The following is a 13,626-nucleotide window of genomic DNA, read 5'->3' on the forward strand; positions in this document are numbered from 1 at the left end:
GGTTTATACTTTTGGGAGTAAAGCTAAAGTTTCTTTAATGAAATTTGTTTTACCGAGGACATAGGCACCACGGTCGTTTTTAAATTGAGCAGCAAGGTTTATTTTAAGAGCCTCGTAGGCTTTTGCTCTGGTAAGATTAGCAATTAAGTAATCTCTAAATTTTAATTGTTCCCACATTGCATTATGTATTGGACACATATGAATATGAAAAATTTGCGATTTTTTTCCATCTAAATGATAGCCTTTTCCAAAGCTAGAGTAAGCGGCAATCCCTTCTCTTTCTGGTACAACAAAATGTGTGTAGCCTAACATCGTAAATTCTGCTATTAAATGCTCATCAAACAAAAGTGCTTCTGGTATTTCAATTATAATATCAATGTAAGGTTTGGATTTGATGGTTGGGATAGATGAGCTGCCAAAATGTTCTATGCGTAACAGTTTTGAGCTTCCTATTTTTGATAGTAGTAATTCTTTTTCTTCTTGAAACCGTTGTTTCCACAAAGGGTTATGCTCTTCTAAAGCGATTGGGAAAAGGGTGTTCCATTCGTCTTTGGTTAAATCGAGCAGTGTTTTTTTCATGAGGATTTGATGCTTATTGTTATAATAGCTGGCAAAATTTAACTTTATCGCAATAAAAAACCCTTCAAAATCAGAAGATTAAGAAGGGTTTCTGTACTCGAGGCGGGACTTGAACCCGCACGGGCAAGATGCCCACAGGATTTTAAGTCCGGCGTGTCTACCAATTCCACCACTCGAGCAGGACTTAATTAAAAATACACTTTTAAAGTGATTTTTGAGCGAAAAACGGGATTCGAACCCGCGACCTCCACCTTGGCAAGGTGATGCTCTACCAACTGAGCTATTTTCGCGTTTTTAAAGAACGTCATCGTTTTTCCCGATGCGGATGCAAATTTAAAACAATTATTTAAAAGACAAAGCTATTTTTTAAGAAGTTGCAGATTTCTTTTTGCTTAACAATCTTTTTATCTCATTTAACTTCATCAAAGCTTCTACGGGTGTAAGTGTATCTATGTCTAAATGAAGTATTTCCTCTTTAATTTCTTCCAAAAGTGGGTCGTCTAAATTAAAAAAGCTTAGTTGCATTTTTTCTTCTTCTTGTTGCAACTTTCCAGAAATTTCTTCACTAGAATGCGACTTTTCTAGTTTTTTAAGGATTTTGTTAGCCTTGTTCAGTACCTGTTGCGGCATGCCAGCCATCTTTGCTACATGTATTCCAAAACTATGTTCACTACCTCCAGGGACTAATTTGCGTAAAAAAAGCACATTGTCTTTGAGTTCTTTTACGGCTACATTGTAATTTTTAATTCGGGTGAAGGTATTGGTCATTTCATTGAGCTCATGGTAATGTGTTGCAAATAGTGTTTTTGCTTTTGCAGGATGCTCATGCAGATATTCTGTAATGGCCCATGCAATAGAAATACCGTCATAAGTGCTGGTTCCTCTACCTATCTCATCCAAGAGAATTAAGCTGTTTTCAGAAAGATTGTTAAGAATAGATGCTGTTTCGTTCATTTCTACCATAAAAGTAGATTCGCCCATAGAAATATTATCACTAGCTCCAACACGTGTAAAAATTTTGTCTACTACACCAATTTCTGCACTGCTTGCAGGGACAAAACTGCCCATTTGCGCTAACAAAACTATAAGAGCTGTTTGTCTTAGAATAGCGGACTTACCACTCATATTAGGTCCGGTAATCATGATAATTTGTTGTGCTTCTCTATTTAAGAAAACATCATTGGTAATGTAACTTTCGCCTAGTGGTAACTGTTTTTCTATTACGGGATGTCTCCCTTCTTTAATATCCAGAATGGCGTTGGTAGTTATGGTTGGTTTCTGGTAATTGTTTTCTACAGAAAGTTGCGCAAAACCACACAAACAGTCTAACTTACCAATTAAATAGCCATTTTGTTGCACTTGGGGAATGTATTCTTGCATCCATACCAAGAGTTGTTCAAACAGTTGCTGTTCCAAACTTAAGATGCGTTCTTCTGCGCCTAGAATTTTAGCTTCGTATTCCTTTAATTCTTCGGTTATATAGCGCTCTGCATTTACTAATGTTTGCTTGCGAACCCAATTCTCTGGGACTTTGTTTTTATGCGTATTTCTAACTTCTATATAATAACCAAAAACATTGTTAGAAGCTATTTTTAAACTTGTAATGCCGGTTGCCTCGCTCTCTCTTTGGAGCATTTGGTCTAGGTAATCTTTGCTAGAAAATGCAATGTTCCGTAGCTCATCCAATTCGCTAGAATACCCGGTTGCAATCGTTTGCCCTTTTGCTAATAGCACTGGAGCTTCTTCATGCACCATTTCTTTTATTTTGTTTCGGAGCGCGGCACAATCGTGCAATTGCTCACCTAATTGCTGTAATGCTAAAGTTTCAGCTTCTGTACAAAGTTGTTTTAAGGGAAAAATAGCCTCGAGTGAGTTTTTAAGTTGGATAACCTCCTTGGGATTTATTTTTCCCGTGGCTACTTTAGAAATTAAGCGTTCTAAATCCCCCATCTGTTTGATCCAATGTCTAGATTTATCTAGATGCGGAGCATTTTCCTTTAAAAATTCTACAACAGATAAACGATCTTCTATCTTGTCCTTGTCTTTTAAGGGTAGTGCAAGCCATCTTTTTAGCAGACGCCCTCCCATAGGAGATATAGTTTTATCTATAACAGAAAGTAGCGTGGTAGCATTGGGATTATGGCTACCATATAATTCTAAATTACGAATGGTAAAACGGTCCATCCAAACAAATTCCTCGTCCGCAATACGCTGTAATTTAGTTATATGTTGTAGCTGTCTGTGTTGTGTTTCTGATAGATAATGTAAAATAGCTCCAGCAGCAATGGTGCCACAGCTTAAGTGTGCTACACCAAAACCTTGTAGAGAATTGGTTTTAAAATGACTATTAAGCTTTTCTTGCGTAAAATCTTCTTGAAAAACCCAATCTTCTAGTAAGAAACTATGGTGTTGGTGGCCAAAATGCTGCGGAAACTCTAACTTTTGTTTTTTAGAAATTAGAACTTCATTCGGCGCAAAATTCTGTAACAGCTTATCAATCTGGCTATTGTTTCCTTCGGCAACTAAAAATTCACCAGTAGAGATATCTAAAAAAGAAACTCCTAATTTGTTTCTCCCAAAATGTACAGCAGCTAAAAAATTGTTGCTTTTGGCGTTTAAAATATCATCATTTAGTGCTACACCGGGAGTAACTAACTCGGTAACACCGCGTTTAACAATGGTTTTGGTTTGCTTAGGGTCTTCTAATTGATCACAGATAGCAACCCGTTCCCCTGCTTTTACCAATTTGGGTAAATAGGTATTTAAAGAGTGATGAGGAAAGCCAGCAAGTTCTGTTTGGTCCCCACCATTGTTTCTATGGGTTAAAACAATACCTAGAATTTGCGCAGCTTTAACGGCATCTTCCCCAAAAGTTTCATAAAAATCCCCAACCCTAAAAAGTAACATAGCATCTGGATGCTTTGTTTTAATAGCATTGTACTGCTGCATCAACGGAGTTACCTTCTTTGTCTTCTTTCCTGCCAAAATTGAGCTTCTTTATTTCTTTTTTCGAAAATATAAAGATGCCAAGGTTTCTTTCAATTTTGTTGATATTTACAGCTCAAAAGTGAATAATTAAATGCGAAAGTTAGCCAACGACGAATTAGATAGGAAAAATGTAGCGGAATTTAAGGCTGCAGAGAAATTACCCGTTTCTCTAATATTGGACAACATCAGAAGTTTAAATAATATTGGATCTGTATTCCGCACTGCCGATGCTTTCTTAATTAAAAAAATTTACCTGTGCGGTATTACTGCTAAACCTCCGCATAAAGACATACAAAAAACAGCTTTGGGCGCTACAGATAGCGTGGCTTGGGAATACGTAGAAGATACGTCAGAGTTGGTACAGCGTTTACAAAAAGAAAAGGTGCATGTGGCGGCGCTTGAGCAAGCAGAAAATGCTACAATGCTCCACACATTCACCCCAGTGATTGACCAAGAATATGCCTTGGTGTTTGGTAATGAAGTTAAAGGGGTGTCTCAACAGGTGGTTACTGCTAGTGATACGGTTCTAGAAATACCTCAATTTGGCACCAAACACTCTTTAAATATTGCGGTAAGTACAGGAGTTGTTGTTTGGGATTTTTGGAATAAACTAATGGGCTAAAACAAAAAAACCTCGGTGAAACCGAGGCATAACATATAGTTTGAGTTAGTTAGTTTCTGACAAAGCAGGTCGCTAATAAAGTAAAACCATTTCTTAAATCCAAATGTTTTCTTAAATAATCGTAAGCTGTTTTTCTAGTAGTTTGGCTTCAATGGCATCTAAAATATATTCATAATCATGTCTGTTTGCCACAAAATCAAGATCTTGCATATCTATAATTAATGCATTTTGTTCCGGATAACTTTTTAGAAAATCCATATAACTTTTGTTAATGGTTTCTAGATAATCCGGCTTAATATCCTGTTCATATGCACGCCCTCGTTTTTTAATTTGCTGCAATAAACGCTCTGTATTTTGGTACAGATACACGTAAACATCTGGTTTGCGTACTTCTTTATACATAACGTTAAAGACCCTGCGGTACAACTCGAACTCATCTTTTTGTAAGGTGACTTTTGCAAAAATGAGCGATTTAAAAATGTCGTAATCACTCACCATAAATTGTTTAAATAAATCAAACTGACTTGTGTCGTCCATAAATTGCTGGTAGCGGTCTGCCAAAAAAGACATTTCTAAAGCAAAAGCATACCTGCTTTGGTCTTTGTAAAATTTGGGCAAAAAAGGGTTGTCTGCAAAACGTTCTAAAACAAGTTTAGCATTAAACTCATCTGCAATCATATGGGTTAAGGTGGTTTTTCCTGCGCCAATATTTCCTTCTATAGATATAAATTGTACCTGAGAAAAAAGGTGGGCTCTATCTCTAAACAATCTTAAATGCTTTTTTTCTAGGGGGGGTTTATCGCGTAGCTCCATAAAAAGGTTGCGCGTATCTTTCTTAAGAATAGGGTGATAAAATTGAGGCGCTACATCTGCCAAAGGTTTCAATACAAAGCTACGGTCTTGCATACGGGGATGTGGAACCTCTAAATCGTCCTCTACAATAATAGCTTCTTCATAATAAATAAGATCAAGATCTATGGGTCTATCAGTATAGCCTTCATTTAGTTTTCTTTCTCTACCTAACTCTTTCTCTAATTGCAATAACTGGGCTAGTACCTGTTTGGCACTAAATTTTGTGTTAACAGAAATACAAGCATTGTAGAATGGAGCGCCATCAAAACCTACAGCCTCGTTTTCATAAATAGAAGAAGTTTTTAGCACATTGCCAATACGTCTGCCTAGCTCAAATACTGCTCTTTGCAGATTTAGATAGCGGTTGCCAACATTGCTTCCTAAAGAGATATATGCGGTTTTTTCGTTGCTCATACTTAGAAAGGAACAAAGTAAATAAAAGATGTGCACAATGGTTATCTTTGGAGCATAAATAAATTTAAATGAAATTTTTAAGAAACCTTTTGGCGGCTATAATTGGTTGTCTAATAGCCTTTGGGATATTGTTCTTTATGTTTTTTCTTTTAACTGCACTGTTAGGTAGCGCAGGTGATGAAGTTGTGGTAAAAGAAAATTCCGTTTTACAAATAAGCTTTACAGAGCCTATTTATGACTACCAAGGCGGTAATGCAGATGATCCATTTGCTGCTTTATTTGAACAGGGACAAGGTTTGGATAAAATACTACACGCTATATCTGTTGCTAAGAATGATGATAAAATAAAAGGAATAAGCCTTACCCAAGGTTTTTTAATGTCTGGTTTGGCACAAACGCAAGAAATACGAAATGCCCTGCAAGACTTTAAAACTGAGGGTAAATTTGTATATGCATATGCGGATTACTACGGACAGCAAGATTATTATTTGGCAAGTGTTGCAGATAAAGTTTTCGTAAATCCCCAGGGTTTAATGGACTTTAAAGGTTTAGCATCAGAAGTATTGTATTACAAAAAACTACAAGAAAAAACAGGCCTGAAAATGGAAGTTATTCGCCATGGCAAATATAAAAGTGCTGTAGAACCATTTTTAGCAGATGAAATGTCAGCAGAGAATAGAACGCAACTTAAAGAACTATTAACTTCTGTTTGGGATGCTATGTTGGTAGATATAGCAGACTCTAGAAAATTGTCTGTATCAGAATTAAATACTATTGCAGATACGTTAGGGGGTAGAACAGCAAAAATGGCTGTAGCTAATGGCTTGTTAGATGGTGTGCTTTATTTGGATGAATATGAAAATACTATAAAAGAAACCCTTGGTATTGCAAAAGATAAGAAGGTTAATTACGTGGAACTGGGAGATTATATTAAGAGTGCTAATAACAAGAATAAACCTAAAGGCAGTAATAAAATTGCGGTGATTTATGCGCAAGGTGAAATAATGTACGGTGATGGCTCTAAGGAGATTATTGGGCAAGGCAATATGCAAGAAGCACTTAAAAAGGTAAGAGAAGATGACGCTATTAAGGCAGTAGTAATGCGCGTTAACTCCCCTGGCGGTAGTTCTCTGGTTTCTGATATGATTTGGAGAGAAGTAGAACTAACTAAAGCTAAAAAACCAGTAGTAGTTTCTTTTGGCAATGTAGCGGCCTCTGGCGGATATTACATTGCTGCCGGTGCTAATAAAATTTTTGCAGAACCTACAACAATAACGGGTTCAATAGGGGTGTTTGGAACCATACCTAATATTCATGAGTTCACCAATGAAATTGGGATAAATGCTGAGCAAGTAGGGACGAATGCAAATTCTGTGGACTACTCGGTTTTTGAACCGATGACGGAGCAATTTAGGAATCAGGTTTTAGAAAGTATAGAAGAAACCTATGATACGTTTTTGGACCGTGTAGCAACAGGGCGTGGCATGAGTAAAGATGAAGTAAATGACATTGCGCAGGGTAGAGTTTGGAGCGGAATAGATGCTCAAAAAATTGGGTTGGTAGACGAATTAGGGAATTTGGAAGATGCTATTGCAGCTGCAGCAGAATTAGCAGAATTAAAAGAATTTGGCATTAAAAAATATCCAAAGTTTAAATCGGAATTTGAACAAATGATGGAGGGATTAAGCGGCGCAAAGGTTAAACTTGGGGAGCAAATTATTAAAGAAGAATTAGGAGCTGACAATTATATGCGTTTAAAAGAAATTAAAGCTTTTACAGAAAAAAGAGGTATACAAGCTAGGTTGCCTTACGATTTAAATATAAAATAACAGCACTTGACGATAAAAGACCATAAACTCGCATTTAAAATATACTTGTATTTAGGGGCGTTATTTATCACCTCTTTGGTGGTAAGTAATCTAATTTTTCAAAAGTTTTTTTATTGGAGGCCTTTTGGAGATGTTTCCATTTTTGGTGCGCCTTTGTTTGAGATTTCTGTTGGTATATTGCCTTATCCTATTACCTTTTTGATAACAGATTTAATTTCAGAAATTTTTGGACAAAAGAAGGCAAACCAAATTGTAACGGCAGGTATTTTTGCTTCTTTGTTTTCCATGCTAATTATAATGGTGGCCAATTACGTACCTGCAATCCCAACTAGTCCAATTGGGGATGCTACATTTACTAGTGTTTTTGGTCTTTCTCCTTTAGGCGTATTAGCCTCTATGCTGGCTTATCTATTTGCGCAGTATATAGATATTTCTATTTACCACTTTTGGAAAAAAATTACCAAAGGAAAATACTTATGGGTACGGAATAACTTTTCCACTTTTGCCTCACAATTTATAGACACCTTTACCGTTGTGGCATTGCTTTGTATTTTTGAAGTTTTGCCCTGGTCCAAGTTTTATGGACTGGTAATTAGTGGTTTTCTCTTTAAAGTTTGCATTGCAGTTTTAGATACACCTCTGTTATATTTCTTTGTTTATCTCTTTAGAAAAAGATTTAACTTAAAAATAGGAGAGGAAATTATTTTGGATAAAGCCTAAGCGCTTATTTTGATAAAAACTTGTATTATGAAGAAAAAACTGCTTAAAATAGTAGGGATTTTTTTATTGGTGATTATTGGCTTGGCCATAGCATTGCCTTTTTTTCTTGAGGGGAAAATAGCAACCATCATCAAGAATAAGGTGAACCAAAACATGAATGCTACCTTAGATTTTGAAGAGGCTAATCTAAGCCTAATCAAGAGCTTTCCAAATGCACACGTTAACCTTAAAGGTATTTCTCTTGTTAATAAAGCGCCATTTGAGGGGGACACCCTTTTTGCCTCAGAAAGCTTAGCCTTAAACATGTCTATAAAAGAATTGTTTAAAGGAGCTGGAGAACCAATAGGCATAAAAAGTATCTTGATAGACGGAGCAAGACTCCATATTAAAGTTGATAAAGAAGGGAATGCAAATTACGATGTTGCGCTACCAGAAGAGCCTGGGACTGCGGAGGAGGAATCCGGTGCTAATAATGAGTTCAGCTTTGACTTGCAAGAGTATGCTATTTCTAATTCCGATATAATTTATGACGATTTTGCCACCGGAATGCATATGGTTATTAATGAAATGAATCATAAAGGAACGGGTGATTTTTCTTTGGCTAAATCCGAGTTAGATACCCATACAGATGCTTTGGTTTCTTTTGAAATGGATAGTACCAAGTATTTAAATAAAAACAAGGTAGCTCTAGATGCCTTGTTAGCAATGGACTTGGAAAATAGTAGATATACCTTTTTAGATAACAAAGCCTTGGTAAACCAATTGCCATTGGTTTTTGATGGTTTTGTGCAAGTAAATGAAGCTAACCAAGAAATAGATATTTCGTTTAAAACGCCATCATCAGACTTCAAGAATTTTTTAGCAGTGATACCGGAAGCATATTCTAAGAATATAGAAAATGTAAAAACTACGGGAACTTTTGAGGTTTCTGGTAGGTTTTACGGCATTGTAGATGATACCCATATTCCAAAATTTAATATCGACCTAAAGTCGGATAACGCCTCTTTTAAATATCCAGATTTGCCAAAAGCGGTAACTAATGTATTTATAGATACTAAGATTAATAATGAAACTGGTATTACAGAAGACACCTATGTTAATTTAGATAGGCTTAGTTTTAAAATAGATCAAGATGTATTTAATGTAAATGCTAAGATTAGAGATTTGCTAGGCAATACCAGAGTAAATGCGCATATGGATGGTAAAATGAATTTGGCTAACCTTTCTAAGGCGTATCCGTTGCCAGTAGATTACGGATTATCTGGTATGTTAAATGCGGACGTTACCACAGCATTTGACATGGCTTCTTTAGAGCAAAAAAAATATGCCAATACTAAAACTAATGGTACAGCAAGCCTAACGGGATTTAATTATGCTTCTCCTGAGTTAAAGAATCCGGTAAATATAGAGCGTGCAGAAATGACTTTTAATCCCACAACGGTCACTCTAAATTCGTTTAAGGGAAAAACAGGGAGTACAGATTTTAATGCTACAGGTGCTATAAATAATTTGTTAGGTTATCTTTTTAATGATGAAAATATAGAGGGTAATTTTAAACTAAGTTCTAACAATTTTGCGGTAAATGATTTTATGGTAGAGGAAGCGGTGACTACAGATGATTCCGCTAAGGATATACCTGCTGAAACTACGGAACGTGTAAAAATCCCATCGTTTTTAGACTGTACAATAGATGCTACTGCTGCAAATGTGTTGTATGATGATATTAAATTGAAAGATGTGTCTGGCAGATTGCTTATTAAAGACGAAACTGCTACACTGCAAAACTTAACCTCGTCTTTGTTTGATGGTAAGGTGGGGCTAAACGGAAATGTGTCTACAAAAGGTGCAATCTCTACGTTTGAAATGGCCCTAGATATGAACCAGATACAGATAGGGGAGTCCTTTAAAATGTTAGATATGTTTAAGGTGTTGGCTCCAGTTGCGAATGCTTTACAGGGAACGTTGAATACAGACATTAAATTAAGTGGTAATTTAAAAGATGATATGACTCTTAATTTAGCTACCTTGTCTGGCGATATGTTGGCGCAGTTATTGTCTACTGATATTAATGCAGAGCGTGCTCCATTGCTAACAGCACTTAGTAACAAGTTGAGCTTTATTAATTTAGATAAACTAGATTTAAAAGGGCTTAAAACAAAATTGTCTTTTGAAAATGGTACCGTTAGTGTGACGCCTTTTGATATTAAGATAAATGATGAAATAGCTGTAAACGTTGTGGGTAGTCATTCTTTTGATAAGCAATTGGCATACAATGCTACATTAAATGTGCCTGCCAAATATTTAGGGTCCGATGTAAATAATTTAATTGCCAAAATAGATGATAAAAGCTTAGAAGGCTTAACTATACCTGTAAAAGCTACTATTGGTGGTAACTATACTAGCCCATCTGTGAACACAGATTTAACTTCTGGAGTAAAACAACTTACAGCGCAACTAGTAGAGATACAAAAACAAAAACTTCTAAACCAAGGTAAAGACAAAGCAAAGAATTTGCTTGGAGACTTATTAAATAAAAATCAGACAGCAGACTCTGCCCAAGTAGATACTACTAAAGCAAGTACAGGTAATGCCGTTAAAGATGCCCTCGGTGGTCTTTTAAATAACAAAAAGAAGACGGATACTACAACTGTTAAAAAAGATACAATAGTTAAAGAAGATAAAGTTAAGGATGCTGCTAAGAGTATTCTTGGCGGCTTATTAGGTAAAAAGAAAAAGGATAGCACTAATTAGTGCTATCCTATTTTAGTTCCATTAGCTACATGTTGCTGTGGTGCTAATAAGGTAACTTCTTTGTTATTGCCTACGGCCCCCATTACTAAACATTCACTCATAATAGTTGCAATTTGTTTTGGAGGAAAATTGATTACGGCAATTACTTGTTGTCCAATTAAATTTTCAGGTTGGTACAAATCGGTTATTTGTGCAGAAGTTTTGCGTGTACCTATTTCTTCCCCAAAATCTATAATCATTTTGTAGGCAGGATTTCTTGCCTCTTTAAAAATTTCGGCCTGTACAATGGTGCCAACACGCATATCGACTTTAGAAAATTCTTCCCAGGTTAAGGTATGGTCTGTCATCGTATTTCTAATTTATATCTATGCCTACATAAAGGCCTTCGTTACTTCTTATGTTAAAAACAGTTTGGTCTTCAAAAATTAGATACTGCCCTTTAATACCTTTTAATTTGCCAGTGTAAGTAGGAGTTTTTATGAGATTAAGACTTTTTACTTTCTCAGGGTAAGTTAATACTGGAAATTCTAGTTCTGTCTCTTTATTCGTAGCTATGTAATAGGCTTGTGCTTCTTCTGGTATGTAATTTTTTAGTTTTTCGCGCCAAGCCACTAAATCTACATCCTCAATGTCGTTTTTAAGCATCTTTTGCCAGCTGGTCTTATCGCTCACATATGCTTTAAGTGCTACTTCTGTAATACCCGCCAAATAACGATTGGGAGTTTCTACAATTGCAATAGCCTCATGAGCACCTTGGTCAATCCAACGGGTGGGAACCTGACTTTTACGCGTAACACCAACCTTTACATTACTGCTGTTTGCTAAATACACAATATGTGGTTGTAATTGCATTCGTTTTTCATAGTCCAAATCGCGCTCCTCTTGGTTTAAATGGGCTTTACTTAATTCGGGTTTCATAATCCAATCTGCCGCTTGGGGTACTTCAAAAAAACAACTGCGGCAAAAACCTTGGCGGTAAATAGGTTTGTCTAAACCGCAATTAAGACACTGGTATTTTATAAAGCTTATCTTTAAATGTTTATCGAGTACTTGATTCATGTGGATAAAATCGTTTTCCATCACTAAAAAATATTGGATGGGCGATTTATATTCGGTCTTCATCTTGCGTAATACGCCTTCGTAAATCATGTATCGGTATTTATTTGAACAAATTTGAAATAAAGGTTATTTTAGCTGATAACCCATAAAAGAAGGGTTAAAGATACCGAAAATGCCAATACCATTATTCAATTCCATAGCCTCTTGGCTGCTCAAAAAAAGATACCATCAGATAGAATTGTTTTTAAAATATCCTATTGATGTTCAACAAGAAGTGTTGAGGTATTTAATCACCTTTGCTAAAGGTACAGAATTTGGCAAGATGCATGGATTTGATAGCATTAAAACCTATGAAGACTTTGTAGCACGAGTACCAATTGTAGATTATGAGGAAGTAGCTGGTATGATAGAACGTACAAGGAGAGGAGAGCAGAATGTATTTTGGCCAACCAGCATAAAATGGTTTGCAAAAAGCAGTGGAACTACGAATGCAAAGAGTAAATTTATTCCTGTAAGTACAGAGGCCTTAGAGAATTGCCACTACAAGTCTAGTAAAGATTTGCTGTGCTTGTACTTAAATAACAATGAAAATTCTCAATTATTTACGGGTAAAAGCTTACGGTTAGGTGGTAGCAAAGAGTTGTATGAGGATAACGGAAGCTTTTTTGGAGATTTATCTGCAATTTTAATAGATAATATGCCTTTATGGGCAGAATATAGTAGCACGCCAAGTAACAAAGTTTCTTTAATGAGCGAGTGGGAGCATAAGATGACCGCTATTATTGAGGAGAGTATAAAAGAGAATGTAACCAGTTTGGCTGGTGTCCCCTCTTGGATGTTGGTGTTATTGAATAATGTATTGGAACGAACTGGTAAAACGCACTTATTCGAAATTTGGGAGAATCTAGAGGTGTATTTTCATGGAGGGGTTAGTTTTGCACCTTACCGGGAACAGTATAAAAAGCTGCTGCCCAGATCCCGTTTTAATTATTACGAAACCTATAACGCATCAGAAGGTTTTTTTGGAATACAAGATAGGAACAACTCTCATGAGTTGTTGTTGATGTTAGATTATGGTATTTTCTATGAGTTTATTCCTATACATCAAAATGGCCAATTAGAACCATGTGCCATACCGTTGTGGGAAGTGAAAATAGGAGTCAATTATGCTGTTGTAATCACTACCAATGCTGGCCTTTGGCGTTATAAAATAGGAGACACGGTTAGGTTTACCAGTACTGCGCCGTATCGTATTAAAATTACAGGGCGTACTAAGCATCATATTAATGTCTTTGGGGAAGAGCTCATTATTGAGAATACAGAAGAAGCGCTAAAAAGTGTATGCGAAAAAACAGGGGCGCAAATTAAAGACTATACTGCCGCTCCTGTGTTTATGAAGGATAAAGAAAAAGGTGCTCATGAGTGGGTTATAGAATTCAGAAAACCTCCAGAACAACTAGATTACTTTGTAGAACTATTAGATAATGCGTTAAAAGCTTTGAATTCTGATTACGAAGCAAAACGATACAATAACATGACCTTAAATCCGCCCAAGGTACATATGGCTAGAGCTAATTTGTTTTACGATTGGCTAAAAAGCAAAAATAAATTAGGTGGGCAACATAAAATTCCGCGTTTGTCTAATAGTAGGGAGTATCTGGAAGAACTTTTACAATTAAACGTTATTACTGCGGTGATAAAAGAATAACAATTACTACAACGTTTTCGTTGTTTGTGCTCGGTTTATCGAATAAAATCTAAACTATAGCCAATATATTGGTGGTATTCTCGTTTAGATACCAACTTTAAACA

Annotated in this window: 10 protein-coding genes and 2 tRNA genes; 5 read left to right on the top strand and 7 right to left on the bottom strand. The window is 36.1% G+C overall.

Annotated elements, in window-relative coordinates:
- Nucleotides 1-3: 3 nt before the first annotated feature.
- The 4 genes from FBT53_RS02125 to mutS all read right to left on the bottom strand — a co-directional run bounded on the left by FBT53_RS02125 (nt 4) and on the right by mutS (nt 3,528).
- The gene (locus FBT53_RS02125; protein ID WP_136949520.1) at nt 4-579 is read right to left on the bottom strand and encodes a GrpB family protein; all 576 of its coding nucleotides are present in this window, start codon (nt 577-579) and stop codon (nt 4-6) included.
- A 94-nt stretch (nt 580-673) separates the two neighbouring features.
- Nucleotides 674-758, bottom strand: a tRNA-Leu gene (locus FBT53_RS02130).
- 38 nt (nt 759-796) lie between these two features.
- Nucleotides 797-869, bottom strand: a tRNA-Gly gene (locus tag FBT53_RS02135).
- Nucleotides 870-945: 76 nt separating this feature from the next.
- Nucleotides 946-3,528 (bottom strand): DNA mismatch repair protein MutS, encoded by a 2,583-nt coding sequence (mutS, locus tag FBT53_RS02140; RefSeq protein WP_136949640.1) that lies wholly within the window; start codon nt 3,526-3,528, stop codon nt 946-948.
- A 130-nt stretch (nt 3,529-3,658) separates the two neighbouring features.
- On the opposite strand from mutS, the gene FBT53_RS02145 reads away from it, so the two are divergent.
- Entirely contained in the window at nt 3,659-4,189 is a 531-nt protein-coding gene (locus FBT53_RS02145) for an RNA methyltransferase (RefSeq protein ID WP_136949521.1), read from the top strand.
- A gap of 111 nt (nt 4,190-4,300) precedes the next feature.
- Here FBT53_RS02145 and folK read toward each other — a convergent pair whose 3' ends face one another.
- The gene (folK, locus tag FBT53_RS02150; protein WP_136949522.1) at nt 4,301-5,455 is read right to left on the bottom strand and encodes a 2-amino-4-hydroxy-6-hydroxymethyldihydropteridine diphosphokinase; all 1,155 of its coding nucleotides are present in this window, start codon (nt 5,453-5,455) and stop codon (nt 4,301-4,303) included.
- 68 nt (nt 5,456-5,523) lie between these two features.
- Here folK and sppA point away from each other — a divergent pair, with 68 nt between their 5' ends.
- The 3 genes from sppA to FBT53_RS02165 are packed head-to-tail and all read left to right on the top strand — an operon-like array spanning nt 5,524 to nt 10,755.
- Nucleotides 5,524-7,284, top strand: a complete 1,761-nt coding sequence (gene sppA / locus FBT53_RS02155; RefSeq protein ID WP_136949523.1) for a signal peptide peptidase SppA — start codon at nt 5,524-5,526, stop codon at nt 7,282-7,284.
- Between the two features lie 6 nt (nt 7,285-7,290).
- Nucleotides 7,291-8,004, top strand: coding sequence for a queuosine precursor transporter (locus FBT53_RS02160; RefSeq protein ID WP_136949524.1), 714 nt, complete (start codon nt 7,291-7,293; stop codon nt 8,002-8,004).
- 27 nt (nt 8,005-8,031) lie between these two features.
- Nucleotides 8,032-10,755: an AsmA-like C-terminal region-containing protein gene (locus FBT53_RS02165; RefSeq protein WP_136949525.1), complete on the top strand. Its 2,724-nt coding sequence runs from the start codon at nt 8,032-8,034 to the stop codon at nt 10,753-10,755.
- A 2-nt stretch (nt 10,756-10,757) separates the two neighbouring features.
- Here the strand turns inward: FBT53_RS02165 and FBT53_RS02170 are convergent, their stop codons facing one another.
- Together FBT53_RS02170 and FBT53_RS02175 are read right to left on the bottom strand one after the other, a co-directional pair.
- The gene (locus FBT53_RS02170) at nt 10,758-11,102 is read right to left on the bottom strand and encodes a tRNA-binding protein (RefSeq protein WP_136949526.1); all 345 of its coding nucleotides are present in this window, start codon (nt 11,100-11,102) and stop codon (nt 10,758-10,760) included.
- A 7-nt stretch (nt 11,103-11,109) separates the two neighbouring features.
- Nucleotides 11,110-11,904 (bottom strand): DUF2797 domain-containing protein, encoded by a 795-nt coding sequence (locus FBT53_RS02175; RefSeq protein WP_136949527.1) that lies wholly within the window; start codon nt 11,902-11,904, stop codon nt 11,110-11,112.
- Nucleotides 11,905-11,986: 82 nt separating this feature from the next.
- On the opposite strand from FBT53_RS02175, the gene FBT53_RS02180 reads away from it, so the two are divergent.
- Nucleotides 11,987-13,522, top strand: a complete 1,536-nt coding sequence (locus tag FBT53_RS02180) for a GH3 auxin-responsive promoter family protein (RefSeq protein WP_136949528.1) — start codon at nt 11,987-11,989, stop codon at nt 13,520-13,522.
- The last annotated feature ends 104 nt before the right edge of the window (nt 13,523-13,626 follow it).

The sequence above is a fragment of the Flavobacterium sp. ASW18X genome, assembly GCF_005144745.1.
Taxonomy (GTDB): Bacteria; Bacteroidota; Bacteroidia; order Flavobacteriales; family Flavobacteriaceae; genus Croceivirga.

Bases quoted from the DNA above. Each gene is read 5' to 3' on its own strand.
- FBT53_RS02125 (WP_136949520.1), bottom strand. From the start codon at position 579: ATGAAAAAAACACTGCTCGATTTAACCAAAGACGAATGGAACACCCTT.
- mutS (WP_136949640.1), bottom strand. From the start codon at position 3,528: ATGCAGCAGTACAATGCTATTAAAACAAAGCATCCAGATGCTATGTTA.
- FBT53_RS02145 (WP_136949521.1), top strand. From the start codon at position 3,659: ATGCGAAAGTTAGCCAACGACGAATTAGATAGGAAAAATGTAGCGGAA.
- folK (WP_136949522.1), bottom strand. From the start codon at position 5,455: ATGAGCAACGAAAAAACCGCATATATCTCTTTAGGAAGCAATGTTGGC.
- sppA (WP_136949523.1), top strand. From the start codon at position 5,524: ATGAAATTTTTAAGAAACCTTTTGGCGGCTATAATTGGTTGTCTAATA.
- FBT53_RS02165 (WP_136949525.1), top strand. From the start codon at position 8,032: ATGAAGAAAAAACTGCTTAAAATAGTAGGGATTTTTTTATTGGTGATT.
- FBT53_RS02170 (WP_136949526.1), bottom strand. From the start codon at position 11,102: ATGACAGACCATACCTTAACCTGGGAAGAATTTTCTAAAGTCGATATG.
- FBT53_RS02175 (WP_136949527.1), bottom strand. From the start codon at position 11,904: ATGATTTACGAAGGCGTATTACGCAAGATGAAGACCGAATATAAATCG.
- FBT53_RS02180 (WP_136949528.1), top strand. From the start codon at position 11,987: ATGCCAATACCATTATTCAATTCCATAGCCTCTTGGCTGCTCAAAAAA.